Source organism: Novipirellula rosea, assembly GCF_039541335.1.
Lineage (GTDB): Bacteria > Planctomycetota > Planctomycetia > Pirellulales > Pirellulaceae > Novipirellula > Novipirellula rosea.
In genome coordinates this window covers 207,871-234,760 of the sequence record NZ_BAABGA010000018.1, presented here as the reverse complement: position 1 = coordinate 234,760, position 26,890 = coordinate 207,871, and the positions used below count along the sequence as shown (strand labels likewise).

The 26,890-nt window shown below is 55.2% G+C and carries 17 protein-coding genes; 4 read left to right on the top strand and 13 right to left on the bottom strand.

Features of this window, described 5'->3' with window-relative positions; translation table 11 throughout:
* Window positions 1–201: 201 nt before the first annotated feature.
* The 3 genes from ABD971_RS07485 (at window position 202) to ABD971_RS07475 (ending at window position 4,600) form a co-directional block, all read left to right on the top strand.
* Window positions 202–540 carry a P-II family nitrogen regulator gene (locus ABD971_RS07485; RefSeq protein WP_146592695.1) on the top strand — a complete coding sequence of 113 codons (339 nt, stop codon included), beginning with the start codon at window positions 202–204 and terminating at the stop codon, window positions 538–540.
* Window positions 541–874: 334 nt separating this feature from the next.
* Window positions 875–3,505: a [protein-PII] uridylyltransferase gene (gene glnD, locus ABD971_RS07480; RefSeq protein WP_339939415.1), complete on the top strand. Its 2,631-nt coding sequence runs from the start codon at window positions 875–877 to the stop codon at window positions 3,503–3,505.
* Window positions 3,506–3,844: 339 nt separating this feature from the next.
* A complete protein-coding gene (locus tag ABD971_RS07475) occupies window positions 3,845–4,600 on the top strand; it encodes a hypothetical protein (protein WP_345320821.1) in 756 nt (251 codons plus the stop codon).
* Window positions 4,601–4,940: 340 nt separating this feature from the next.
* On the opposite strand, the gene ABD971_RS07470 is transcribed toward ABD971_RS07475, so the two are convergent.
* From ABD971_RS07470 to ABD971_RS07435, 8 genes are all read right to left on the bottom strand, one after another.
* Entirely contained in the window at window positions 4,941–6,245 is a 1,305-nt protein-coding gene (locus ABD971_RS07470; protein ID WP_339939419.1) for a DUF1501 domain-containing protein, read from the bottom strand.
* Between the two features lie 82 nt (window positions 6,246–6,327).
* Window positions 6,328–9,141, bottom strand: a complete 2,814-nt coding sequence (locus ABD971_RS07465; RefSeq protein ID WP_345320817.1) for a DUF1549 and DUF1553 domain-containing protein — start codon at window positions 9,139–9,141, stop codon at window positions 6,328–6,330.
* Between the two features lie 74 nt (window positions 9,142–9,215).
* Window positions 9,216–9,860, bottom strand: coding sequence for a hypothetical protein (locus ABD971_RS07460; RefSeq protein ID WP_345320815.1), 645 nt, complete (start codon window positions 9,858–9,860; stop codon window positions 9,216–9,218).
* On the bottom strand, window positions 9,853–10,431 hold the full coding sequence (locus ABD971_RS07455) for a hypothetical protein (protein ID WP_345320813.1): 579 nt from the start codon (window positions 10,429–10,431) through the stop codon (window positions 9,853–9,855). Before ABD971_RS07455 ends, ABD971_RS07460 begins: the two co-directional genes overlap by 8 nt.
* Entirely contained in the window at window positions 10,428–11,000 is a 573-nt protein-coding gene (locus ABD971_RS07450) for an RNA polymerase sigma factor (protein ID WP_345320811.1), read from the bottom strand. The genes ABD971_RS07455 and ABD971_RS07450 overlap by 4 nt, the downstream gene beginning before the upstream one ends.
* 75 nt (window positions 11,001–11,075) lie before the next feature.
* Complete coding sequence (locus tag ABD971_RS07445) at window positions 11,076–12,251, bottom strand: class I SAM-dependent methyltransferase (RefSeq protein ID WP_345320809.1); 1,176 nt, start codon at window positions 12,249–12,251, stop codon at window positions 11,076–11,078.
* Between the two features lie 4 nt (window positions 12,252–12,255).
* A complete protein-coding gene (locus tag ABD971_RS07440) occupies window positions 12,256–13,833 on the bottom strand; it encodes an Nramp family divalent metal transporter (protein WP_339939432.1) in 1,578 nt (525 codons plus the stop codon).
* Window positions 13,834–13,884: 51 nt separating this feature from the next.
* The gene (locus tag ABD971_RS07435; protein ID WP_339939434.1) at window positions 13,885–16,140 is read right to left on the bottom strand and encodes an Orn/Lys/Arg family decarboxylase; all 2,256 of its coding nucleotides are present in this window, start codon (window positions 16,138–16,140) and stop codon (window positions 13,885–13,887) included.
* 305 nt (window positions 16,141–16,445) lie between these two features.
* Between ABD971_RS07435 and ABD971_RS07430 the strand changes: the two genes are divergently transcribed.
* On the top strand, window positions 16,446–17,435 hold the full coding sequence (locus ABD971_RS07430) for an ROK family protein (protein WP_345320806.1): 990 nt from the start codon (window positions 16,446–16,448) through the stop codon (window positions 17,433–17,435).
* Between the two features lie 41 nt (window positions 17,436–17,476).
* Here the strand turns inward: ABD971_RS07430 and ABD971_RS07425 are convergent, their stop codons facing one another.
* The 5 genes from ABD971_RS07425 to ABD971_RS07405 form a co-directional block, all read right to left on the bottom strand.
* Window positions 17,477–18,301, bottom strand: coding sequence for an SDR family NAD(P)-dependent oxidoreductase (locus ABD971_RS07425; RefSeq protein ID WP_345320804.1), 825 nt, complete (start codon window positions 18,299–18,301; stop codon window positions 17,477–17,479).
* A 72-nt stretch (window positions 18,302–18,373) separates the two neighbouring features.
* Window positions 18,374–18,832 carry a hypothetical protein gene (locus tag ABD971_RS07420; protein ID WP_345320802.1) on the bottom strand — a complete coding sequence of 153 codons (459 nt, stop codon included), beginning with the start codon at window positions 18,830–18,832 and terminating at the stop codon, window positions 18,374–18,376.
* 35 nt (window positions 18,833–18,867) lie between these two features.
* Complete coding sequence (locus ABD971_RS07415) at window positions 18,868–19,512, bottom strand: hypothetical protein (protein WP_345320800.1); 645 nt, start codon at window positions 19,510–19,512, stop codon at window positions 18,868–18,870.
* Between the two features lie 299 nt (window positions 19,513–19,811).
* Window positions 19,812–23,858 (bottom strand): Calx-beta domain-containing protein, encoded by a 4,047-nt coding sequence (locus ABD971_RS07410; protein ID WP_339939444.1) that lies wholly within the window; start codon window positions 23,856–23,858, stop codon window positions 19,812–19,814.
* Window positions 23,859–24,128: 270 nt separating this feature from the next.
* On the bottom strand, window positions 24,129–26,804 hold the full coding sequence (locus ABD971_RS07405; protein ID WP_345320798.1) for a dockerin type I domain-containing protein: 2,676 nt from the start codon (window positions 26,802–26,804) through the stop codon (window positions 24,129–24,131).
* Window positions 26,805–26,890: the final 86 nt, after the last annotated feature.

The following is a 26,890-nucleotide window of genomic DNA, read 5'->3' as shown; positions in this document are numbered from 1 at the left end:
GCCGAAGATAAGCCACCCTCCTTCGCTTGCGGAGAAGCGAAAGGGTAGGCCCGTTCGCGATTTTGGGCCCGTTCACGATTTTGGGGCGGATTCGCGTGACTTTGAGACCGCTGGTGGGGTGTGCTCGCCAGTGTACAATATGTCCAAAACGGTCGGAGTGCCGTTGTTGGTTTGGGAATCAAGTTTTAGCGAGGTATCGTTGTGAAGAAAGTCGAAGCCATCGTCCGTCATTTCAAGCTAGAGGACGTCAAGAATGCCTTAACCGACCATGGCGTGCACGGCATGACCGTTAGTGAGGTGCGTGGATTTGGACGGCAAAAAGGGCATACCGAGATCTATCGAGGGACCGAGTACGCAATCGATTTCGTTCCGAAAGTAAAGATCGAAGTGATTTGCACCGACGAGAACCTGCAAATGGTTGTCGATACCATCTTGCAAACGGCCCAGACGGGGCAAATTGGTGACGGAAAGATTTTTGTTACCAATCTCGAAGAATCGATTCGAATTCGTACCGGTGAACGCGGCGAAGACGCACTGTAATGTGGCGATGCCCTCATCGATCGCAACGTTAACCTCGTCGCAACGTTAAATCGATTAGGGCGTTAACAAAGAGGCTTGATTCTTGACACCGAGGCGGAAGGTGGGCGAATCGATGTCTCGCAACGTCGTCGCGTGATGCGTTGGCGTTGCCATTCTGTTTTCAATCAACGTTCATCGAGACTTGGCATCGATGGATGTCGCGGACACTCGTGGAATCGGTTGGCGATCGAATCGGAAATCGTGGATTTAGCGATCCATGACCTGGATCGATTCCAGGCTTTGCGTTCACCGACGCGCACCAGTGACTGTAGTCGCTTCTTTTTCTGCATGGCTCATGGCTGCAAGCACTTCATTACGTCCCGTCGTCATCCGCTGCCGCCAACGTCTTCGCGAGGGCCGGGCGAAGGCTCAGATACAACACGAATCGGGTTCCCAAGGGATTCTCGTTTCCGCCCGACTTGCGGATCTGTACGACGACATCGTGCTGGACGTGTGGAGCGATGCGATCGAGCAGTGCGAGGATGATCGCGCCATCAGCGGTCTCGCACTGGTGGCACACGGAGGATTCGGACGGCGGGACCTGGCGCCCTATTCCGATGCCGATTTAATGTTGTTGACGACGCGGGGATCGGAACATCTTGCCAATAGCGTCGCGACAAATTTGACACGAGATCTCGTCGACGCAGGGATCGTCGTGGGCTTTTCGATTCGCTTGGTTGGCGAAGCCTGTATGTTGGCGTGGCAGGATCCTGTGGTGTTCACGTCGTTGACCGAGTCACGCTTGTTGTCAGGCAGTTTGCAGGTCTACAGCAAGTATTTCAACGCGTTGCGACAAGGCGCGATGCGGCGTCAAAAGAGACTGATTCACGACTGTGTCGCGGCGCGGCGTGAGGAACGCCGCAAATGGGGCGAAACCAATTATCTGCTGCGGCCCAATGTCAAACGCTCGCGGGGCGGACTACGCGACATTCAATTGATTCGTTGGATCGGGTTTGCTCGCTATGGCGAAACCGATCTTGAAAAATTGGTGAAACTCGGTGGATTGCCCGAAGAGGATTATCGGGTGCTGCGGAAAGCAGCGGAGTTTATGTTGCGTGTTCGCAATGAAATCCATTTCCGCGAAAAGAAGAGCCAGGACGTTTTGGATCGTCCGATGCAAATGGAAATTGCCAGTGCATGGAACTATCCCGGCGAAGAGGGAAAGTTGCCGGTCGAGCAGTTCATGCAGGACTACTTTGAAAACACCCGGGCAGTTCGTTACGCATCCGGATTTTTCGCCGATGATTCACTCGCTCGTCCGCTTGTTTATCACCTGCTGGAAAAAATCTTTTCTCGCACGATCTCTGAGAATATTCGGCTCGGTCCCACGCATATCTGGGTTCCCAATGCTCATCTCGAGAAGTTTGCATCGAGTTTGCCGGATGTGTTGCGTTTGATGTTTTTGGCAAACCAGCACGGCCGACGGATCACGCACCAAACGTGGCAAGCGATCCGCTTGGCGATGCAGGAACGGCCCGCTTCGGTTCCCGATCCGAATTCGATTGGCGCGTTTTTGTCACTGTTGAGCCGTCCCGGACGGTTGGCAGAATTGTTGCGGCGATTGCATGAGTTAAAGATCATTGAGCAGTTCATTCCCGCCTTCGAACGGACGCGTGGATTGCTGCAGTTCAATGCCTATCACAAATTTACCGTCGACGTGCATTGCATCCGTTCGGTCGAAGCGGCGACCGATTTGCAAGATCAACCCACCGCGATGGGACGTCGCTATCGACGACTCAAAGACAAGGGGTTGCTGCACCTCGCCTTGCTTATTCACGATATTGGTAAAGGCTACGAAGAAGATCACTGCATCGTGGGCGCTCGTATCGCATTGGAAACGGCGGAGCGTTTAGGGCTCGATCGGGCGTCGGCCGAGACGCTGCACTGGCTCGTACTAAAGCATCTGCTTGTCAATGTCATCGCGTTTCGACATGACCTCAGCGATCCTCAGATCGTACTCTCGTTCGCCGCCGAAGTGGGCTCGATTCGTCGACTCGAATTGTTGATCGTGCACGCGGTGGCCGATTTGCAAGCGGTTGGCCCCGACGTGCTGACCGATTGGAAATTGAATCTGATCGAAGAGTTGTATGTTCGTACGCGGCGTTATTTTGATACTGGCAATTTGCCCGGCAGCGAAGATGATCCCGAGATCGATCTGATCCGAGCCGATGTGCAGAAACGTCTTAAAGCCAACCGTGCTCCCGACAGCTGTTCTCAGTTACTTGAAACGCTGCCTCTTTCGCTGTTGACGCGAAGCGAGCCCGAGCAACTCGCCCAACAACTGTGTGACGTTGCCGATAAACTCAATTCAAACAGTGAATCAATTTGTCTCGCGTGTTTCGATCCTGTCTTTTCGGCGATGCGTTACACCGTCGTTCGTCGCGAGCCGCAGCAGTCGATTGGCACATTCGCGCGTGCCACCGGAGCGTTCACGACCGCCGGGCTCTCCATTTTGCGTGCTCAGGTAGAAACCGTTGGCGATGATTTGGCCTGGGATGATTTTTGGGTCGCAGACCCGCTCTACCCCGAATGCCCACCAAGCCATCGCATCGAAGAACTGCAATTGCGTGTTTGTAAACTGCTTGATTCGCCCGACAAACCGCTGCCGGCTCACCCTCGAAAATGGTCGACCCAAAATAGTGAAGGAGATCAGGTCAATGTGTTGCCCACCAAGGTGACGTTTGACAATGATACCGTTGACCGATTTACCATCGTTTCGTTGTTTGCGTATGACGAAGTGGGGTTGTTGTACCGTGTCGCAGCGACCTTCGCAGAAATGGATGTCGTCTTGCACTTTGCCAAAATTGATACGCATCTGGATCAAGTTGCGGACGTCTTTTATGTCTCGGATCGGATGGGTGGCAAAATCCTCGATCCTGAACGAATGAGCCGAATTGAAAACGCGTTACTCGGAACGACCCATTAGACGGCATGTTCCCTTTTCTCCAAACGCAATCAGGACGAACTCGGGTGTCAAACTAGTGCGTTGACAGCGATTGATCGGTTTCGGGAAACCTTCGCGACGGCAACGATTCCAGTGGGGTAGTAAGGTCTTTTCGTCGGCAAAAAATTTGCTTTTATTTGCCAACCGCTTGACGCGCGGCCATGCTTGTTTAGGTGCCAGGATGCCCAGGATTCATCTCGGTGCTTCGCAACTCGGATCGACTCGCTGCAAAGGGGGATGAAACGAGGTGCGGCTGTTCGCGGCCGAGAACGTCTCGATCGCGTTTCCCCCTCTTTCCCTCTCAACATGGAAGTTCATTCTATGCTTAAGCGAACTCCCGCTGCACTCGCAGCGATAGCGATGGTTTGTTCAGCAACCTTGGTAACACGCGTGCACGCCGAGAGCGATCTTGACGTTTTGCTCGATAGTCTGACTTTTGCCGATGCGCCGATGGTCGGCGAGGATCCCGCGATCGATCGGCCTACTCAGTTCGTTTCTGATGTCGATTCAGACCAAGAGGCCGTCAAGAGTTTGAGCGATCGCAATTCGCCAACTCCCGTTGCGGACCCGACGACATCGGACCAACTTCAGCCGGCACCACTGATCCCCGCACCGGTGCGAGACCCGCAGCGGTCACAAACTTCCAACGCTGGATCGGCTAGCCTGTTGCTACCCGATGCGGTGAACATTCCAGCACCGGTGATCGCAGCGGATCAGCCACCGATGGCTTATGGGATGATCGAAGACGATGCCGCTTGCTCGTGTGGGCACCGCGGTTGTAACCATGGTTGTGCGTCGCGGACCACTTGTGAACCCGCGTATATCTGCAAGCCGCACGAAGTGCCTGTGTTGCCCACTTCGACGCTTCGCCAATATTTTCGTGGCGATCCGTGTAACGCGCACCTCTGGGACGGTTACGCGCTCGAGCGTCAGCAGCACTGTGACAAGCATCACAAACATATCCACAACCGATGCGAGTGCAATAATCGCGGCCAATGCGAAAGTTGTGTGCTAGGGAAGCGGAATTTGGCGGCACGCCATCATTGTGATGCAGGTTGCGATGGGGCACACCGCTAATCGGGCCTCGCGGCACTTGAATCAAAGGGGCGAAGCTCACCAAGAGCAATTCGCCCCGGGGCGGCTAGCCAGCGGGAATATTAGTGACTTTCGCTATGACCGCACCCTTTTTCGATTGATGAACACCCGGCCATAGCTCTGGCGGGTGGCTGGCGTCCGATTTGCCTGATCCGCAAAAAAAAATCCTTGGCGAGGATGAATCCGGTTTAGTTCTGCCTTCCCTACAGCCGATAGTATTAGCACCATGGATTGGGAGGGTGGAACGATCGGTGTCATCGTTCCATTTTTGATGGGCCATGGTGAGGCAGGGAGGGCTTCACCATGGCCCTTCTCTTTTGCGCTATGAGAATAGCTTCTCGATGATGGTTCCGTTGCGAACCAGTGTGATCGGACGGCCGGTGTTGGAGTCGTATTCGAGCGTCGGATCGATCCCCAGGTTGTGATAGAAGCTGGCGGCCACATCATCGGGCGTAATGGCTTCGTGGCGTGGTCCCGCAGCGGTGTCATCGCTTTCGCCAATCACTTGGCCACCACGCACTGCACCACCGGCCATCAGCATGAACATGCATCGTGGGTAGTGATCGCGGCCCCCTTCGGCGCTTCGCTGGTTGATCTTCGGAGTCCGGCCAAACTCGCCCGTCACAAAGACGGCGGTTCGTTCGAGTAATCCGCGTTGCTCAAGGCCATTGAGAAGTCCGCTTAGCCCCGCATCAAGCTTAGGCAAGTTGTTCTCCTTCAGCTTGGTAAAGTTGTCTTGGTGGGTGTCCCAGCCGCCGAGCTGGACATTCACAAGCCGTACGCCCGATTCAACCAATCGCAGTGCGAGCAGACAGCTTTGGCCAAACGACTCTTCACCAAACTGTCTCGCGAAACTCTCGGGTTCTTTGCTGATGTCAAACGCTTCTCGCGCACGCGACGACGTGATCATCGAATAAGCTTGTTCGCCAAATTTGTCCAATCCCTCAAGCAGCTGGTCGTTCTTTTCCAGGTTGGCGAAACGACGATCAAGCTTTTTGAGTAATTGTTGGCGACGTTTTACTTCGTCCACTCCGATTCCTCCGGCAAGCGAAATGCCGCGTACCGAGTAGGGTTGGCCAAACTGCGGCGTCGCGTTTGTCTCCAGAGCGGCGTAGCGAATCCCCAGGAAGCCAGGACCGTGGCCGCTGCGAGGCACCGCGACTTGGCTAGGGATGTCACCATCGGATGGATTCTCTTTGCTCAACACGGCGCCGTAGCTTGGGTAATCAAGCGACGGAATTGGTTTGCTTCCCGTGTTTACGTACTCGCGACCGAGTTGATGAGCCGCCAAGGTGTGGCTGACGCCGCGAAGAATGGCGTACTTGTCGGCGCAGCCCGCTAACTTCGGCAGATGCTCCGAGATCTGGATGCCAGGAACATTCGTGGCAATCGGCTTGAACGTTCCGCGAACCGTATCCGGGGCATTGGGTTTGGGATCGAACGTATCGATATGCGACGGACCGCCGTTGAGTTCGATAAAGATCGCGCGATCGGCACGACCCGATTCCACCTGCCCCGCACTGGCCATTCGCATGTAGTTTGCCAGCGTAAAGCCGCCGAGTGAAAGTGCACCCACTTTGAGCATGTCACGACGTTTCATGCCATCACACGTTGAATGAATTTCCATAGTTATCGACTCTGTAACGGGGGGAGAGAAAGGAACGGGGATGAAGGGAGCGAGTGAATTCGTAGCAGGAGCAGCGGGAGGTTTAGTGAGTGATGATGAATTCTTTGGTATTCACCAATGCCCACATCAGCGATTCCATTCCGTTGGCAGGCGTTTCGGATTCGCTGATAAACGTTTCGGCGATCTCGCGTTCCTCGTCATCGGGGAAGCGGCTGAGCGTGCGAAGGTAGGCGTCTTCGACCAGCTTCGACACGGTGTTCGATGCGGCTTTGTTCGCAGCCTTGGTAGGCTGGAGCTCTCGCCACGATTTGGGGTTGGCAATCAGCGATTCCAAAGAAGGCATTTCAAAGTCGAATTGCTCGAACTTGTTCGCCATTCGTTTGTATTCTTTTTCGATTTGGTCTCGCGTTTTCTTTTGTCGTTCTTTGGGTAGCGAGTTGAACTTGGTCACACGGTTGATGATCATTTTGCGGTAATTGTCCGCAGCACGCACAGCGGCGGCTTGCTTCGGATCAACGCGTTGACTTGGGCCGGGCACGCCGAGGGCTTCACATGCCTGAGCGACCCAGCCGTTTTTGTCGGACAGCCGTTTGTGCATGTCGGCATCGTTACGCAGATAGATCGATTGCAGCAGACTTGGTGAATCACTGCGATCGCAATCACAATTAGATTCGCGAGTCGATTGACCAAACACTTCCAGAGCAAAGTTTTTCTGATTGCGGTTTTGGGCAATGCCTTCGGCGATCGCCATTTCGCTCACTTCGCCGCGAAGTTGGCTTGCCTTATCATCCGAGCCCGTCGCCAAGACAACAGCGTCGTAGACCACTTCGGCAGGCAGTCGTCGTGGAATGTGACGCGAGAAATTGACACGGTCGTGAACGTTGGTGTCGTTGGTTTCTGCGGATCGAGCATAGGTTTCGCTATTGGCGATTTCGCGATGAAGCCATTTCAAGTCAAAGTCTTGAGCAATGAACTCGCGGGCCAAATAATCCAGCAGCGGTGCGTTGCTCGGTGGGTTGGCAAGGTTCATGTCGTCCGATGGGTCGACGATTCCGGTGCCGAAATAGTTGGCCCAGACGCGATTGACGATCGCTTTGGCAAAGTACGGATTGTCTTTATCGCGAAGCCACTGCATCAGCGCCGGGCGAGGGTCTTTGTCGAGCGTGACCGGTTCACCCTGGCCAAGAATGGTGCCGGTGGGAAGTTTCAGTTCAGGAACCTTTTGTCCCTTTTTCTTTGCATTCGCTCGTGCCCGTTTTGCTTTGTCCGACGCGCCACGTGTATTCACCAGCAACTCACCAAACGGAACGACTTTGCCCTTCTGGGCCGCAGTGTAGACGGCTTTGCGAAGCTCGCCATTATTGAGTTTCTTGCCATCGGTGATGTCCTTTAACAGTTCGTCGCGAACCGCTTTGGCATCCGGAGAAACTTGGTTTTGGTTAATCCGAATCGGAGTGAATAGTTGCGAGAATTGTTCAAAATCGTCTTTGGACCATTGGTCAAATGGATGTTTGTGGCACTGCGCACACTCAATCCGAACTCCTAGAAATGCATAAGCAAATCCGATCGCTCGCTCTTCGGGTTTTTGGAAATTGCGTCGTGCCCAGAACAGTGGCATACCATCACGTTTCGCAAAGACCTCTTCGTTTCCGGACGAGCAAGCTTTTGTCATTTGTTCGCAAAACTCGCGATAACTTTCGCCCTCTTGGCGGCTGTTCGCTTCGACAATTCCGGCCACAATTTGGTCGTAGGGAACGTTGTCCTCCAAACGAACCCGTAGCCATTCGTGCCACAATCGCGAGGCGGCGTTGCGGATCGGCAGGACGTTGTTGAGTTGTTCGTTGCTGTTGCCGGTCCAATCCGACATACGTGTGGCCCACCATGCCGCGTAGGCGGGCGAATCGAGCAACTCTTCGATCAGCTTTTCGCGTTTGTCCGGCGATGTATCGGCAATGAATTCACGTACCGTTTCACCTGCGGGAAGCATTCCGGTCATGTCCAACGAAACCCGACGAATGAATTCCGAGTCGGTACAGGGGCCCGCAGGCACCACGCCAAGCTTGTTGAGTTTCTGTTGAACGAGTTTGTCAATTGGCTTGGCTGGCAATTGGGCTACATGTGACGCAGAGGAGCCGATCGGACGAATCACGGGAACCGGAACCACGGCGTTGTCATAATAAACAACAACGTGGGTGTCGCCTTGTTCGCCCGAATCAATATGCCCCTCTTCGTCAATCGCTGCGATCGCGTCATCGTTCGAACTGAAACGACAAAGTTCGGTAACATCTTCGACGCTGCCATCAGGCCAATGTGCATACGCCTTTAATTGAACCTGTTCCCCTGGTTTACTAAATTGAATTTCACTCGGGGTGACTTCCAAACGTTGCAACGTTTGCACCTGTTTCGGATCAAACTTGGCTCCGGATGCGATCCAGCGACGAAGCGTGTGGTGTTGCCAGCTTCCTTCGTCAAATCGCTTTCCTCCCTCGTGCATGTCGGCATCGATGGGTTTTGCCAGAATCAGACTCTCATCCACATCGCTGGTATCTACCCGTCCGGCATTCTCGGCCATCAACGCCTCGTGATCTGCTTTGAAGTCATAGCCAAATAGCGACAACTGGAAACCACCACGGCCTTGGAACGAACCATGGCAAGCACGTCCGTTACATCCGAGTCGACCCAGTAGCGGAGTGATGTGCTTTTGGAAATCGGGGACTTCCGAAGCATCCGCGTTGGCAAATCGCTCGCTCAAAGGGGGGATCGGTTTGGAGGCAGAGGATTTTTGCGATTTTGGCACCGCCGGTTCTGCATGCGTCGTCGATGGTTTTTGGCCAACGAAGCATGCCAAGGCGATGCAAGCGATGAGTGACAGAGGTTTCGCGGTGGTTCGAATCATTGAAAACACCAATGGGCCAAGGATGGGGAATGAAGGAAGGATCGGGATGACGGATCGCGGGGTGAACCGCGTCGTTATTTTGTGTCTTTCTTTTTGTCTTTGCTGCGACCCGCACTACGCAAAAGTTGTTGGTAGTTCTTGTCGAGATAGGTTTCGAAGTTTTGTTGTTTCGCTTCGAGTCGTTCTTCGGCAGCAGCAAGTTGACGTTGGGTTCGTTCGATTCTCTGTTTTGTGTAGCGGATCTCAGCTTCGGCGCGTTTAATTTCCGTTTGGATTAACGTCTCCACCGCCTCGCGAAGTGCTTCACGATCGATTTGCCGATCTCGGACTTTCAGTTTTGCGGCAAGCAGTTTGACGTGCATTTGTGCTTGCAGCAGTTTCGATTCGATTTCGTAAATCTCTGGATCGCGGTTCTTCGCCGCTTCTAGCCGCTTGGCGGATCTGGCGAGATCGCGTATCGCGGTGTGGTACTGAGCCGGTTCGTTGCTTCTCAGCCGATCGAGTAACGGTTCCAACTCGGGTAGCTGGCTGTTAACCAGGGCGATTGCAGCTGCTTCAAGTTTGGGATCGATCTGCGTCGCCGGATTGGACCGGTCCGAATTAGGGCTGACACCCGAATCGGCAGCCCAGGACGGCGACAAAATCGAAACGGCAACGCTGATGAGCACGATCGCCGAGAGCGAACAGGTGAGTCGCCGTCGCTGCGAATAATTAACCATCGATTTGATCTCCATCGTCGATTGCCGCGACGATCCAAGCGAACGCTGAATCGTCCGCGTCCGACTCGGTTTCACGCGTGAAAAATTCTTCGGGGCCATCCAAGACCAAGTCGTTCATCGCAAATTCGGACAGACTCTCTTCGTCCAATTGCAGCACCGATACGGATTGAGCCCACGCTCGAGCCACTAGCGTCGCTTCGGTAAAGGTCGCTGCGTTGGGGACCGTGTTTTCTGCGGGATCCCGAGTCTGCTTTCCAACGACAAAGGCGATCATCACCGATGCAGCCAACGTGATCGCCAACAGCACCAATCGCGACGATCCTGAATGGGAATCCAGACAGGCGTGCGAATCGACATCGGCGTCATGAACGCACAGCGGCGGCGAAGCTTGGCATGGCGTGGGGGCTTCGGCCACCAACTGAATTGTTTCCGCCATTTTGGCCAATTCGTCGCCAAACCAATCCGCTTCGCCCAGTCGTGCTTCGAATTCAGCCAATCGCTCGGTGGGCAATTCGCCGAGCAAGTACAGCAGACACTGTTCTCGCCATGCTTCGTTTGAAAGTTCGTTCATTGTTCTTGGCCTCGTTCTGATTCACTCGCTTCGTCTTGGCGAGGTTGCAGGTCTTCGCGAAGTCGCTGGAGTGCCCGCCTCATTTGTGTCAGTGCGGTTCCGAGCGGGATTTGCAGTTGGTCGGCGATTTGTTGAAATGTTAGGTTTTCGTGGATTCGAAGTCGTAAGATGGCTTGCCAGTTCTCAGGCAAATTTTGGATCGATTGCAGGAGTTGCTCGGCAGTTTCGGCAGCGACTAAACGCTGTAGATGATCATCACTGTGGTTGCTTGATTCGTAGGTCGCCTGTTTCACAAGAACTCGATTTGTCGTGGATCGATCTCGCCAATGTCGCGCACATTCGTTGGCTGCAACCCGAAATAACCACGCTCGACGAGCGACCAAGGGAACCTGGTCTCCCCGCTGGACCAACTTGATGAAAACGGTTTGCAAACAGTCCTCGACATCGGCTTCTTGGGCGAGTCGGCGGCGCAGGAAGGCACGGAGCGTCGGTTGGGATTCCAGAAAAACCCTTCGCCACGCTTCGTCGGAGTCCTCGTGTTCCGCGTTTTCAGGAGTCTTCGTGCTCATGGGGCCGTCGTTACGCTATAGAAGATGCGCAGGTCCTGCTGATTATTTCGCATCCGACGGAGAATTTTGGAAAAACTATTTCCAGGCTTCAACGACCGCGTACTGTTTGCCAGCGATAACGCGGATATCGTGCCACTCGGTCACCAGATTTTCTTCGTACCACTCGGGCTGTTTGGTCACGATATACAGCCGTCCGCTCGGTCGCAGCGCTCGCATGGCGGCATCGACAAACAGTCGGGCGATCTGAAAATTGGCGAAATAAGGCGGGTTGCCCACCGCTACATCATAGCTGGCCGGCGAATCGCAATCTCCTTCACAGGTCAATTGGGCGTCAATGTCAACGAGACCATTCTTTTTCGCCCCCCTGCGTGTGCACTCAATCGCCCGCGCATTGCTGTCGATCGCCAACGCATGGATGCCGCCGGTTTGCATCGCCAACGCCATCGTCACCGATCCGCAACCGCAGCCAATCTCGATCAGCCGCTGGCCCGATTCGATCGTGACGGCGTCCATCAACGCTTTCGCGCCCGCATCGAGCCGGCGATGCGAAAACACACCCGGCCGCGTGATCGCCGCGATCGTTTGGCCGCGAAAGCGAAAAGTGAATTCCGATTCAAAGCTGCGTTGACGTTTCAGTGCTTGCTCTTTGCGAACTACATAGACCACAGCGTCGTCGAAGTGTCGGACGCTGACTTTCACGCCAAAGACCTTCAATTGATCGTGTAGCCAGCGGTCGTTCACATTGTCGACGCTGGTCACAAGCCGGCCGCCGATGACCAGACGGGAATAGGCTTGTTGCATTAAATCGCGTTGCAGTTCGGCTTCGCCACGCACCGAGCAGGGGATCAACGCAAGATCCACTTCACCCTCGGGCAAGTCCGTGTCGCACACAATCGATAGCGAGTGATGTGGATCCGGCACCGGGTTTTCAGGCAAGCGATTTTCAGGCGACCGACTTTTAGCCAACGGATTTTTAGCCAACGCAGGTTCAGCCAACGCAGGTTCGGGCAAAGCCTTGATGTCGGCATCGTGGTCAGCCATCGCGAGTCGTTGTTGGAATTGATCGAGGTACCACAGCGAAACGCTCGCATCGCTGCGGTCACGGTACAGCCAGCGTGCCGCTTGGCCGCGGCCCATCGATGTGCTGAGGATGCGGGTGCCGGGCAAGTCTTTGGCAACGTCATAGAGCGCGGCTTCGGACGTCCGTGCCGGCAGCGGATGGGGGACAGGTTTGAAGGATTCGTTTGTCAAGGAATTAGCCAAGGAATTTTTCAGCGACAGTCCATGCTCCCGTGACCAACATTGCGGCGGCGGAGAGCCACAGCATGATGTCCCACAGGACGCCGGGCGTCAGTTCTGCTCGAGAGCGATGGTAGCGAAAATACAATGCCGCTGCTGCCAACATTGGCAGCATCACGCCTTGCGCCACGCCGCTTAGTAAGACCAATTGCGCGGGCGCTGGGAATGCTAGGTAAATCAATAAACACAAAAGTGGGAATGCTCCGCTGAGCCAGCGGATCCATTTTTCTCGGGTTTGCGGATCGTCGCCGATCAGTCCCACCACGCACATCGCGTCCGAAAATGTTCTCGCGTGGCTCGCGTTTGCAACGAAATAGGTCGAGTAGAGCACGGCGAAGGCGCCGAACAAAAAGATCGCTGACGCCCACTCGGAAAACACGGGAACGAACATCACCGCCAAGGTGCGAACCATATTGTCCTTTTCAGGGTTCAAGCCCACGCGATGCAAGATCGCCGCACCAAGCAGGTAGAAGATGATCGTGGCAAAGGTGTACACGAGCATCGCTCCCCAAGCGTCGACTCGCATCACTCGCATCCACCCCGTTGCTCTTCGCAGCCATTCGGGCGATCCATCGTCGGTTCCCACGAAGCGGGCGTACCCTTTTTCTAGGCACCAATAGGGGTAAACGACAAGCTCGGCGGCCCCCACGCCAATGATCCCGAAGGTGGCAAGTGCGGTGCCGATCGGTCGTGCGGTTTCACTTGCACCTTGGCCCTCGGAGGCAGGTAGATGGAATTTCAGACCACTGAAAAACTCGGACAAACTGACCCGGAAATCAGGTTGGTCTTGCAAGAAAAACAGATTCGTGATTGTCAGCAAGGTGAACGATGTGACCAGGATTGTCGATAGCGACTGGATCAATCCATAGCGGCCGACCCACAGCACCACGCTGGTGATCAAGGCCACGACGGTCGCCCAGATGGCCGCATCGTTCGGAGCGGAAATGTCCTCGGGTGCCGCGTCCTGGTGTCGGTCGCGGTACGCTTGTTTGCTAGTTGCAATCTGCTGCTGGGCTGCCGAAACGTCGACGTCGATGTCATCCGGTGCGTAGCGTTGGAACTGCAGCAGTGTTTCGGCGTCTGCGATTTCGTTGTAGTCGGCGCCTTGTGCGGTCAGCGGCAAGCTGATCGCCAACGATTGGCCGACGCCGCCGACGATGCCGCCAAGTTGACTGATGCTGGCGATCCACATCAGCACCCAATACCACACCAACCAATTGCCGCGGCCACGAATGCGAGGCCCCGGTACTTCGTCCAGCGCTCGCAGCGTTGTCTTGCCGCTGACGATGGCGTAGCGACCGAACTCGATTTGGGCGAACACTTTGACAACGCAGCCGAGAATGATCAGCCACAGCAAACTAAATCCTGCTTCGGCCCCGGTTTTGGTCGTTGCAATCAGCTCGCCACTGCCAACGATCGATCCCGCGACGATCAGCCCCGGGCCGATACAGCGAAGGATGGAAAACAATCGTGTCGGTGGATCCACTGTCGAAGGCGGTGAATTCGCACCGCTCGCTTCCGCTGTCTCGGTCATTCGGGGATTTTCTAATGGAACTGGAGGGGAGAGAGCAATTTGCTTAACTCGCTACCGTACACAATCCACGTAGTACTTGCGTGCCCCATCGATATTTTCTTCGACTAAACCATGGATGTCGGTATGGAATCCAGGGAATTTTTCGTTGAATTCGCGGGCAAATTGCAAGTATTTGACAATGGTTCCGTTGAACCGTTCTCCCGGAATTAACAGCGGGATGCCTGGCGGATACGGTGTTAGCAACACGGCGGTTGCCCGTCCCTCGAGCTCATCGATTTCCACGCGATCGATTTCTCGGTGTGTCATCATCGCGTAAGCATCGGACGGTTTCATCGCCGGTTGCATGGGTGACAAATACATCTCGGTGGTCACGCGAGCGATGTCATGCGTCTTGTACGCGTCGTGAATTTGTTGACAAAGATTTTTTAGCCCGGTTTGCTCGTAGCTTGGGAACGCCTGACAAAATTCAGGCAAAATCTTCCACATCGGCAAGTTCTTATCGTAGTCGTCCTTGAACTGTTGCAATGCGCTAAGCAGCGTATTCCAACGTCCTTTGGTGATCCCGATCGTGAACATGATGAAGAATGAATAGAGTCCGGTTTTCTCGACAACAACGCCATGTTCGGCCAAGTAGCGTGTCACGATCGAAGCGGGGATACCCGATTCGGCAAACTCGCCATTGACGCTTAGCCCCGGTGTGACGACGGTCGCCTTGATCGGGTCGAGCATATTGAAACCGGCGGCAAGGTTTCCGAAGCCGTGCCAGTTGTCGTCGGGATGCAAGATCCAGTCCTCTTGCGTGCCGATGCCATCGTCGACAATCTCGTCCGGCCCCCAAACTTGGAACCACCAATCGTCGCCCCACTCGGCGTCGACCTTCCGCATCGCACGGCGGAAATTCAGCGCTTCGGCAATCGATTCTTCGACCAACGCAGTCCCGCCAGGCGGTTCCATCATCGCAGCAGCGACGTCGCATGACGCGATGATCGCGTACTGAGGCGATGTTGACGAATGCATCAAATAGGCTTCGTTGAAGATGTGTCGGTCGAGTTTCTGGGTCTCCGATTCTTTGACCAAAATTTGAGACGCTTGCGAGATACCCGCTAACAACTTGTGAGTCGAGTGGGTGGCAAAGACCATCGCTTCCTTGCATCGCGGGCGGTCGCGTCCCAACGCATGCATGTTGTGATAGAAATCATGAAACGCGGCATGCGGCAGCCAGGCTTCGTCAAAGTGCAAAGTGTCGATTTGGCCATCCAGCAACTCTTTCAGCATCTCGACGTTGTAGACCACGCCGTCGTAAGTGCTTTGCGTGATCGTCAAAATGCGGGGCTTGCGATCGGGATGCTTTGCTTGGGCTTCACGAGCAAACGGGTTTGCATTGATCTTCTTTTGGATGTTTTCGGGGCGGAATTCATCCAACGCAATCGGACCGATCAATCCGAGGTTGTTGCGAGTGGGGGTTAAGAAGACGGGCACTGCACCGGTCATGATGATCGCGTGCAAGATCGATTTGTGGCAGTTGCGGTCGACGACCACGATGTCACCCGAAGCGACGGTCGAGTGCCAAACCATCTTGTTGGACGTTGACGTGCCGTTGGTGACAAAGAAGCAATGGTCCGCGTTGAAAATTCGGGCCGCGTTGTGTTCCGACGCAGCAACCGGACCGGTATGGTCGAGCAGTTGTCCCAATTCCTCAACGGCGTTACAAACGTCCGCACGGAGCATGTTCTCGCCAAAAAATTGGTGGAACATTTGGCCCACAGGACTCTTTAAAAAGGCAACGCCGCCCGAGTGACCGGGGCAATGCCACGAATACGATCCATCGTTGGCGTAATGAACCAAGGCGCGAAAAAACGGCGGCGCTAGTCCATCGGTATAGGAACGAGCCTCGCGAAGAATGTGTCGAGCGACAAACTCGGGAGTGTCCTCGAACATATGAATGAAACCATGCAGCTCTCGCAGAATGTCATTCGGAATGTGGCTGGATGTTCGTGTCTCGCCGTACAAGAAAATCGGAATGTCGTTGTTCTTGAAACGGATCTCTTGAATGAAGGCGCGAAGATTGGCAATCGCGGACTCTTCGGTGTCCGGTGTCAGGAATTCTTCGTCATCGATCGACAGGATAAATGCCGAAGCACGCGATTGTTGTTGGGCGAATTGCGACAGGTCGCCATAGCTGGTCGCTCCGATCACTTCGGCACCCTCACCCTCCATCGCCTCGGCAAGCGCACGGATACCGAGGCCGGAGGTGTTTTCAGAGCGAAAGTCTTCGTCGATGATCAGAACGGGGAAGCGAAATTTCATTAGAACTCTCAGGAGAAGAAAGAAGTCGCACAAATTCTACAAACCGATCGTCCAAGTGTCGCGTCGGCTTGCGGAAAATCGAAGCGATTGTCGAGAAGGGGAGGGGCGGGTTGCTAGCTGAAGGATCATGTTGATCGCTTTCGCCACAATCGGAGCATAGGGTGCGAAGCTCCGAAGTCGCCGTCGCTCTGGCCCAAGGCGGGTTGATTGTGCGGGTAAGTTTCGCTCTTATTTTGTACTGAGATACTGCGTCCATTTCATTCCGCTGATCGATTTTCGATTCCTCGTGTTTAATTGAAACCTCCATGACATCGTCTGAAAAAAACATTTGGATTGGCTTCGATCTGGGCGGTACAAAGATGTTGGCGATTGCCTACGACGAAAAATGGAATCCGCTTGGGCGTCGGCGGCGAAAAACACGTGGTCGCGAAGGATCCGATAACGGAATCGAACGGATCGCGTCGACGATCGAACGATTGCTTACCGAAAACGAGCTGACAAAAGAGCAAATTGCCGGGATTGGGATCGGCTGTCCTGGCCCCATCGATCTTGCTAAAGGTCGCATTTTGACCACGCCGAATCTGGGGTGGGACGATGTCGATGTCGCAGGGTTTCTAAAGAAGCGATTTGGTTGTGGCGTCACCGTCATGAACGATGTCGATGCGGGGGTGTTTGGCGAGTACCAATTTGGTGCCGCCAAAAAAGCGAGTTGTGTTGTCGGGATCTTTCCTGGGACCGGCGTCGGTGGCGGATGTGTTTATGAAGATAAGATTCTGCAAGGCGCTAATTTCTCTTGCATGGAAATCGGACACACTCGGATTTCCTCAGATACACGTGCCTCGGGTTCGGCGACCCCCGGTACACTCGAAGCCGAGGCGAGTCGATTGACGATCGCGGCGGAAGCAGCAAAGGCGGCGTTTCGCGGCGATGCTCCGAATCTACTTAAAAGCGCGGGTACGGATCTGAGTGAAATTCGCAGTGGGGCGTTGGCCGATGCGATCGCCAAGGGTGACGACATCGTTCGCAAACTTGTCGAAGAGGCGGCTTGCAGTATTGGAATCGCAGTCGCCAATGTCGTTCATATCCTGTCGCCTGACAAAATTGTTTTGGGCGGCGGGTTAGTCGAAGCGATGGAAGATCTGATCGTCAAAGCGGTCAAGAAATCGGCTCGCGAGCACGTGATGCCTGTTTACAAAGACACCTTCGACGTGGTCGCCGCAACACTGGGTGATGACGCCGGCGCGATGGGAGCGGCCGCTTGGGCAAAACGACAACAGACGTCACCCAAGGTTTGATCGCTCCGCTACATCCTTGCGTCTTAGATTTGAAGTCCGCTTCATGCCTTGGATGACGTAAATTTCAGCAGCAACCAATCGCCCAGTCGCGGCGAGATGTGTCCGACCGCGATCAGCAACCGCAAGTACCGTGGTAACACCATGTCGGGCCGGCGATAGCGGACACATTGCAGCACCGCCGTGGCAACCGTCTCGGGAGGCAAACCTTTGATTTTGGTTCCGCCACCGGGTTTGGCCGCCGCCGCGGGAACGTTGCTGTCTTGTTCCACGCGTGATTGGTAGCGTGACCCCGCGTCCTCGCGTCGTATCGGGCCGGGGTTGACCAATCCCACGTGGATCCCACGTGGTTTAAGTTCAAGTCGCATTTGTTGGGTCAGGCCCGCCAGTGCATGTTTCGCAGTAACGTAGCCGCCCAAGTAGCGAGCGCCGACTTTGGAGGCGAGCGAACCGATGTTGATGATCACCCCTTCGCGAATTTCCAGCTGGGGAATCGCGGCGACGGAGCAGAGCAGGGCGGTGTGAACATTTTGCTGGATCAGTTCGTCAAGCCGCTCGAGAGTCAGGTTTTCAGCGAGTCCTCGATCGCTTGTTCCGACGCAGTTGACCAGCACATCAAGCCGGTTGAACTGCGAAGTCGCCGTCTGTACCGCATGCTCTGCACCCTGTTGTTTCGTCACATCGCAGCAAGCGGTAGCAACGCAGGGATCGTGTCCAAGCGACGCTTTCGCAGCATCAAGACGAGATGTGTCGCGTCCTGCGATCACAACACGGTAGCCCGCATCCAGAAAGGTTCTCGCAATCACGAGGCCTAAGCCACTCGAGGATCCCGTCACCAATGCCACGGGCGATCTGTTCGTGATGTTCACGTCGGTTGAGTATCCACGGTTGCGAGTCAGAGTGAAAAAAAGAGGTGATGCCGCCCACGACACCACGGCGAATCACGCCATTACATCATCACCCGTTTGGATCTCAAGAGTGACATCGCCGTCAAACCGAACCGGATCGCCGTCGACCGGATCGATTTGAATTTCGATCTTGTTATGCAGAGCCCATTGGTCCGAGAGCTCGATTTCCAGCGGCGGAGTGCCGGTCGGCTGCGGTTGACCGTTGATCCGCAACGACGCGAGCTTGCCCTGCCAACTCGTAATTCGCAGCCAGACGCGATCGTCCGATTCGATTCCGGTGGGGCGATTGAAATTGCGAGTGTAGGTTGTCGCTACTGGCGACTCGGCTGCGAGAACGTCCTCGTCACGCTCGGGAACGTTCACCCGCGTCGCACCGGTATCTTCCTGGTGCCGCTGTTTTGTCCAGGGATAGCGAAGTCGAATCGTGTGCATGTCGATGAAATGTTCCTCGGTCTTAAACCGCAGCATGGCTTCGATTTCAGACGCGTCCATTTTGAATCGACGTCGCCCGCATCATGGCGGTTATCTTAACTGCCAATTACAGCAACGATAACGCCAAATGTAATCAAGGCAATCAGTAGCCCCAGGAAGATCCAAACGATGATCGATGTCTTGTACTTGATATGGGGCGTTTGCGCGACGACTTGTTGGTAGCCGGGTGAAAACACCATTTTCCCTTTTTCACTTAACAGCAGGTAAAGGATAAATGCCGAGATGATTGTGCCAAGCGGAATGGCGAGTAGCCCGATCACGCTGAACACGATTGCCACAATGCGAGCCCAAGGACGCAGTCTTCGCAGGCCTACGGCTGTAAATCCTTGTAGCAGTCCCAGTGAAAAGTAGGCAAACCCAACGGCTCCAGCCGCGATTCTGGGGGCAAGTGCTTCCTCGCTGGGGATCAGCAGGGCGAGCATGAGAAAGAAGCCCGCGGGGACCATGAAGATCGCCCCCAGCATGTAGAGAATCCCGATGGATTTCACGGAGGCTTCGTGGCTGAGATAGTAACGACGCACGGATTCGACGTCGTCGCCAATCACACTTTGCACCGGCCCGATGTGCGCCGTGGGGACGTAAGGATTGGCGACGGGGGAGGAGGCCGTTTGGCTGGACTCGATGGTTTGATTGGAGGCCGAAGGGCGAGCAAACGGATTGACATCGTCGTGGTTCGACATGATTGAGGTCGCAATAAGGAGGTTTTCGGTGAGATAGAAACCCTGTTGGCGACCATGGATTGAGAGTGGTCTGCCGGGAAAACAGTAGAGGATTCAGCAATCGCCAAGTTTTACCACAAGTCGGCCTCTCCTGCGGGGGGGATCGCGGCGGCTTTTTATCGACGCGGCCCAGTGCCGCTCCGCGGGCGATGGTTCCATCGCCAAGCCCTTTAAAGCGTTGCCTTGACAAACACGAAAAAAGCCCTGATTGGCGGTAACCAACCAGGGCTTTTGTGGAAGCGATTACGTGGGGGAAATCACTAGTTATTGTTGGCAATCTCTGCTGCTCGACTGAACAGTGCATCAATCGCCGCTTGGCTAAAGCCTTGCGAGTTCAGCGGATTCGAGGTGCTAACAAAGCCAAGCTCTTCAATTCCACCAAAGAACTGGAGTGCCGATCCATCGCGGCTGATGACAAAGTCGTTCTTGTCCAGCAGAGCCGTCTTGATATCGGTTCCGTCGACAATCGTCAGAATCGCCGCGTCTTTGGCATCGTTGAGCAGCAATTCGCTGTAGTCCACGTTGTCAAAACCCTCGGCCGCCATAAAGAAGATCTGGTGGCCCGAGGAATCCAGTGCAACCGATCCGCCTCGTCGTCCGTTGTTCGACGCACTGGCTGCATCGGAGTTGCCACGCAAGTAGCTCGACGCCAGGATGTCCAGGTTGGACATGGATGCCGACAATCCAAGCACGGGAAGGTTGCCCGGAGCAACCGTGCTGCCACTGGCACCTACGGTCACTGGGATTTCATTGCTTCCCGACAAGAAGGTATTCGCCGCCGAGACACCGAAGCGAAGGCGATACGATCCTTGGGAAACGCCGGTGAAGCGGTAGCTTCCGTTCATGTCGGTGAAGGCCGTTGCGACGAGTTCACCCGATGCTGTGCGAAGTTCCACTCGAACTCCGGCCAAACCTGACTCGTCGGCGTCCTTGACGCCATCGCGGAATGGAGCGACTGAACCTGGCGAGTTGATGACTTCTTGAAGGTTTTCAACTTTGTCGATGAAGATCGATCCCGCAACGGTGGATCCTGTTCCAGGGTCGGTTGGGTCGTTATCGAGAATCGTGACAACTGACGCTTTCGCACCGAGGACGGCACCTCCGGTCGCACCGGCCAGCGTGACGTTGAACGTTTCATTCGGCTCGTCGACGGTGTCGTCAATGATCGAAACGGTAATCGTTTGCGTGGCACTATCGCCATCGGCGAATGACACCGTTTGTGTCTTTCCGGTGTAATCGGCTCCCGCGATCGCGGTGCCGTTGGACGTGGCGAACACAACCGAAACGGCGCCGTCGCTGCCGCCGGTACGAGTGATCGTGAAGGTCGCAACCGATCCCCCTTCGCTAACCGAGATCGTTGCCGGAGAGAGCGAGATGGTTCCTGGGTTCACAACCACTTGATCGTCGTTGGTAATCGTTCCCGTCGCGGCTGCTGCGGCACCCACGTCATAAGACGCTGTGTCGATGACAGTCAGAATGATCGTCTCGTCGGGTTCAACGGTGGTATCGTCCGTTGGATTGACGTTGATGGTCGCAGAGGATTGGCCAGCCGGAATGGTCACGCTGCCTGAGAGTGCGGTGAAGTCGCTTCCCGGCGTGGCAGTGCCGCTGACCGAGTAGTTCACCGTCAGAGCGGCTGTGGTCGCACCCGTTCGCGAGAAAGTGTAAACGAGTGTTCCGGATCCGTCTTCGTTCACTGCGGCAGGATTCACCGCAACGGTGACGACCGGAGTGACCGGGGCTGTATCGTCATTGGTGATTGTCCCGGTCGCGGCACCGGCCGCACCCACATCGTAGGTCGCGGTGTCGGTGATCGTTAGGATGATGGTTTCATCTGGTTCGACGACGGAGTCGTCGATCGGATTCACGCTGACCGTGACGGACGACTGGCCTGCAGGAATCGTGACCGTTCCCGAAAGCGCCGTGAAATCGGAGCCGGAGGTCGCCGTGCCGCTAACCGTGTAGGTCACTGCCAATGCATCGGTGGTCGCACCGGTTCGAGCAAACGTGTAGACCAACGTTCCCGATCCATCTTCGTTGACGGCCGTAGGATTCACCGTGACGGTGACAACCGGTGTCACGGTGGCGGTGTCGTCGTCGGTGATCGTTCCCGTCGCTGCACCTGCCGTACCCACGTCGTAGGTCGCCGTATCGGTAATCGTCAAGATAATGGTTTCGTCCGGTTCGACGACCGAGTCATCGGTTGGATTGACGCTGACCGTTGCCGAGGACTGTCCCGCAGGAATGGTGACGGTGCCCGAAAGTGCTGTGAAATCGGTGCCTGAGGTTGCCGTTCCGCCGACGGTGTAGCTGACCACCAATGCGTCCGTGGTCGCACCCGTGCGGGTGAATGTGTAGATCAACGTGCCCGATCCATCCTCGTTCACAGCGGCGGGGTTCACCGCCACGGTGACAACCGGAGTGACGGTGGCAACGTCGTCGTTGGTGATCGTGCCAGTCGCGGTGGCCGAGGCGCCGACGTCATAGCTGGCGGTATCGGTGACCGTTAGAACAATGGTCTCATCCGGCTCGACGGTGGTGTCGTCCGTTGGGTCGACACTGACGGTTGCCGATGTTTGCCCTGCGGGAATGGTTACAGTACCCGAGAGTGCTGTGAAATCGGTTCCGGACGTTGCGGTGCCGCTGACTGCATAACTCACCGACAATGCGTTGGTGGTGTCTCCAGTCCGAGTAAAGGTGTAGTTTAACGTGCCGGTACCGTCTTCGTTCACGGCTGCGGGATCAACAGTCACCGAAACCGTCGGGGTCACAGGACCGCCATCGACGGTCGCGTTGATCACAAATCGGGCGTCAGCGTCAAAGCGGACTTGATCCAAAGGTACTGGACGGGAATTGTCGTTGCCTTGTGCGTCAGGCTCTTCCAAGAATCCATAGATCAAGAACGATTCGCCGTTGCTGTCTTCGCCCGGTGTCACCTCAAAGGTCAACCCTTGTACCGGAGCGTTGATGAAGACAGGAATGCTGAGAGCGTCAAAGACGTTGTCCAGTGTGTCTTCATCGCCACCGTTTGCTTCGGGGACACCGCCAGCGATGACCGGACCCAATCCGCCGATGTCGTTAAACACTTCGGCGGGGTCCGCAGCACCTGGGTCAAAGGATCCAATCGCAGGCCGGTTGTTGAGGAAGTCGAACGAGCCACCATTTGGGTTTGGCAGCGAGCGGCTTTCGTAATCAATGTCGTAGCGTTGTCCCACAGCGTTGTTGCTGCTGTCGACGCCCTGCAAAACGTTATCGGTGCGGAACTCTTTATTGGTGACCGCAGCGTCGTTGAAGGGGAATTCACCCACGCCTGCAATGCTGATGACGGGCTGGATCAAAATGGTCGGCTGATTCACGCCCACCGCGTCATTGCCCCCGAAGCGAACTTGCAAGAAGAAGTCGTCAGGATCGGTCGATGGCAGTCGAGTGACTTGGACCGTTGTGCCGGCGTCGAGGAATGGGCCATTGGCGTCCTCGAGTGATTGCAGAGCGGTCGTCAGAGTGCCGGTAGGATCGGCGGAGAAATCAGATGCGGCGATGCGGGCTTTGCCAGTGCTGACCTGACCTGTGGCCGATGTCAACGAAACTTCCAATGCCAGCGTCTTTGTTGGATCATCGATCTGTTTGCCCACAGTGATCTGCTGTGTCTCGGCAATGATCGGTGTGATCAGGCTCGGAGCATTGGCAGCGCCTGAAACTCCAATGTCGGCAACCAGTTGGAACACCCCTTGGCGGAAGCGAACGTCAACGGTTTGGCCCGGAGTTCCGGTGGGCAGCGTGAAAATCTTGTCTTCACGAAGATCCAAGTATCCCACTTCCAGTTCAAACACTTGTCCAACCGCGACGTTGTACGCGCCGTTGCTGTCACGTGCTAATTCAACACTGTTGCCGTCGCGAGCGCTCAATTGAACCTCAAGCAAGGGTTCGCCCGCGCCTTCGCCCATACGGTTCAGCGTGTTGATTACCGACAAGGCGTCGGCCGCCGTCACGCGGTTGTCACCATTGACATCCACAAACGCCTTGATCTCTTCGCCTTGCCCGACTTGCGAGGAATTGCCCCCGTTGCGGTTCAGGTGATTGATGACCGTCAACGCGTCCATCGGGGTGACCCGCATGTTGTTGTCGACGTCATTGGCGAGAAAGTAGTTATGAGCGGCTGCAAAGTCGCCTGCGAGAAGTTCCCGTCGCTCAAGCGCTTCGCTGCTCAAACGTCGCGTAGTTCTTTGACCACGTTGGACTTGATCGTTGGAACGTTTGTCGGCCCTCAGCCATCCGGAGCGACGGAGCAAGTGACGCAGATGTTTCATCTGTTTTTCTCAGGAAGATGAAGGAAATTTTCGGGGAAAACTCAGTGCCGAACACGACTGACATAGTCAAGTGATTCGGTTAGAGCTTGGAATTAGATCGACATAGAGTGACCAAGTCGAAAAAACATACGAACCAGCCTATCTTATCTGGCATTCCTAACTTATCAACATCCAGGGCAATCTATGCGGGCTAGCGACACTATGTTGTCGGTTAGAGATCGCAATATTCAAAAGGTTCCGATTTTTCTGTCGGAAAATAATTTCGACTCGTCAGATTGTGGGGGTAGATAAGGGGGGATTGGTGCCAGTCAGGGAGCCCAATTCAATCGACTCGGACCCCATTGTGCTTAGCGACTTTTTATTGACAACTAAATTCTGGGGGAACTTTTCGGAGATTTCTTCGGACAAGGGAAGAATCTCGGTCGGTTCCAGCGGTGGCAGGATGATCGGTGAGGGCTTGAGTTCTTTGACACTTGAGCGTCCATAGAGTTCGTCGGTAGGGGCATTCTGAGCGAATTGGCCCCCTTTTTCGCCCTCAGCCTGCTGGGGGGAACTGGTCCACTGGGCGAGGGCTCGGTCCCGCACCGCATTGGATGCAGCAAGCCGCTGACTGTCCGTCTGAATGCTATCGGACGCCGGATTACTGGCAATTGCCCGCTCGCCTGTCCCAATTTCGCCTTCGCCGCCCGTTGCACTGCCGCCGCCTGCACTACTACTATTGGCCGATAACGCATTGATCACTAGCAGTGCGTCCAATGCCGTGACATCGCCATCATTGTTGACATCGACGAGCGGGCCACTGGTCTCACTCGCACCGAGCGTACGCGGCCGATTGAGGTTCAAATCGTTGATGATCACCAAGGCGTCTTGTGCAGTCATGATTTGATCTTGGTTCACGTCGCCAGGCATATTTGAATTGTGCCGAGGGCTTGTGACGCGTCGGGCGATGGCCACCAAATCGTCGCTCGCACCGCCGAGGACCTGGATCACCGGGGCCGGATCATCGAACGCGTAGATCAATTTGGCCGCCGCAAGCTCGACTCTGTAGTCGCCATCGGGAAGATGGCTGAATTGCAGCGTTCCCGATTCGTTCGAGGTGACATGGTCATTGAATCCAAAGCTCAGATCCGAGATGGCGACGGAGGTATCGGCATGTCCATACGCTCGAATCTCGGCAATGCGGCCGCTGTCGTCTTGGATGCTCAGCGTCGTTGACTTGCCATATTGCACCGCGTCACTGGTCACACGTTTGATCAATTGCCCATTGAGGTCATAGGCTTCGATACGCCCGTAACTTGGGGCCGCTGCGTTGGTCCCCCAAATCTTGACGTTCACTTCGCCAACGTTCTGGTCGAATTTGGCAACAAACGCGTTGTTCTTGTTCCAGTTTGCGCTCCACACAATCACTTGGGCGTCGAACGATTGAAAGAACTTTTCGTTACTGGCAATGGGCGACTCGAACACGCCTAGTTGGCGTTGAAACGAGTGTCCTTCGTTCGTCAGCGTGACGCCGGCAAGGTTGTCGTTCGCAATGTTTCCATCGGGCAGCTTGTTTGCTTGCACTTCGCCGGAAAATAACGGGGATCCATCGGCATGTCGCAGCGTTGCCGACACGTTGCTCATAAACGGTTCGGATCCCGCTCGGACCGAGTTTTCGTCTTCGTCGAGAAATGCAAACCCGGTGATACTGGTGGTGGAAATCGCAGGCGATTGGATCGTGCCCTGGACGATGTCGCTTGTCACGGTGGTGTGCAGATCGATGGCTCGCCAATCGATGGTTGAAAACGGATGGTCGATCACGATCTCTAATTCAAAATCGACGAGTTGTTGATCGGGTTCCGACGCGACGATCCAAGCTCCTCCATCAAGTCGGTACTGCAGCTGGCTGACCCGATTGAGGGTGATATCGCTCTGCGGGCCTTCGGAATTTTGGTTAGTCAGTGCGACGGCTTTGGCAGTGCCATCAAAGTGGTACGTGGAAGTGGTGGCGTCAAAATAGCCCACTCCTTGTAAATCCAGCGGCACGTCGGCGACGTCGAAGATGCCATCGTTGTCGCTGTCCTGCCACCCGACCATCGCCAGTGTCGCAGCAGGGCTGGTGTGGTTTTTATAGGCTTCCGCGAGCGGAAATCCGCCTCGCATAATGCTGTCTTCTTGGACAAATCCGCCCGTGGGGTTATCGGCTGCATTCACATTTTGAGCGTTATAGTAGCCTCGTCGATCGGTCCATGATCCGCCGCCTGGGTACTCGTCACGCGCCCAGAAAATATGCCCCATTTCATGGGTGATCGTTGATGCCGGGCGGGTCGACGGGGTGACCATGAATAACCCGCCGGAGAAAGCAAACGCACCGGAGAAATGGCCGCCCGAAGCAAAGAAACCATCGTGTTGCCCGGTGGACGGATTGATATCATCCGACGAATCAACGACAAAAATGGTGAAGGACCAATCGGTGTCCAGTTTCTCGCGTTGATCGTGATTAAACGCTAAGACGGCATTCTGCAGCGCGGTGGATCCAGGGTATTCTAGCGAATCCATGAATTTGCTCACCGCCAATTCATAGCCCTCGCTGTTGCGATCAATCAGCTCATACGGGGTCGCAACCGGATTTTTGGCATAGGTGTCGTCGATCACGAATTCAAGCGAGTGGACGCTATCGAGTCCATCGAGGGTGTCGGCCCACCAATTGACCCCTTCGCTGATCTTGGCCAGCATTTCGTCGATCTCGGTAGCCGTCCAGTTTTGAGACTGGGCATCAATGCTGCCGTCGCTTTCGAAGAAAACGGGCGTCACCGCGACACGGCCAAGCAGAAACTCGCCCGTATCGAGTTCCGTCGCCCCGAGCGGAGCGGCCGCCAGCAAATTCCGCTTTTCAAGCTGCTGAAAACGAGCGGTTCGGCGTTTTTCCGAACGCTTTCGTCGTCGATTTGCTGAGAAGCGGAACATAGAAACCGGGGAACGCATCGTGTAAGAGAACAGGTACGAAAGGAATGATCGGCATTCCTTGCCAAATCGGCTCGCAACTTAGACGC

Coding starts and splice junctions, on each gene's coding strand:
- ABD971_RS07455 (WP_345320813.1), bottom strand. CDS start 10,431: ATGAACGAACTTTCAAACGAAGCATGGCGAGAACAGTGTCTGCTGTAC.
- ABD971_RS07435 (WP_339939434.1), bottom strand. CDS start 16,140: ATGAAATTTCGCTTCCCCGTTCTGATCATCGACGAAGACTTTCGCTCT.
- ABD971_RS07465 (WP_345320817.1), bottom strand. CDS start 9,141: ATGATTCGAACCACCGCGAAACCTCTGTCACTCATCGCTTGCATCGCC.
- ABD971_RS07415 (WP_345320800.1), bottom strand. CDS start 19,512: ATGTCGAACCACGACGATGTCAATCCGTTTGCTCGCCCTTCGGCCTCC.
- ABD971_RS07410 (WP_339939444.1), bottom strand. CDS start 23,858: ATGAAACATCTGCGTCACTTGCTCCGTCGCTCCGGATGGCTGAGGGCC.
- ABD971_RS07470 (WP_339939419.1), bottom strand. CDS start 6,245: ATGGAAATTCATTCAACGTGTGATGGCATGAAACGTCGTGACATGCTC.
- ABD971_RS07450 (WP_345320811.1), bottom strand. CDS start 11,000: ATGAGCACGAAGACTCCTGAAAACGCGGAACACGAGGACTCCGACGAA.
- ABD971_RS07430 (WP_345320806.1), top strand. CDS start 16,446: ATGACATCGTCTGAAAAAAACATTTGGATTGGCTTCGATCTGGGCGGT.
- ABD971_RS07460 (WP_345320815.1), bottom strand. CDS start 9,860: ATGGTTAATTATTCGCAGCGACGGCGACTCACCTGTTCGCTCTCGGCG.
- glnD (WP_339939415.1), top strand. CDS start 875: ATGGCTGCAAGCACTTCATTACGTCCCGTCGTCATCCGCTGCCGCCAA.
- ABD971_RS07475 (WP_345320821.1), top strand. CDS start 3,845: ATGCTTAAGCGAACTCCCGCTGCACTCGCAGCGATAGCGATGGTTTGT.
- ABD971_RS07420 (WP_345320802.1), bottom strand. CDS start 18,832: ATGGACGCGTCTGAAATCGAAGCCATGCTGCGGTTTAAGACCGAGGAA.
- ABD971_RS07440 (WP_339939432.1), bottom strand. CDS start 13,833: ATGACCGAGACAGCGGAAGCGAGCGGTGCGAATTCACCGCCTTCGACA.
- ABD971_RS07405 (WP_345320798.1), bottom strand. CDS start 26,804: ATGTTCCGCTTCTCAGCAAATCGACGACGAAAGCGTTCGGAAAAACGC.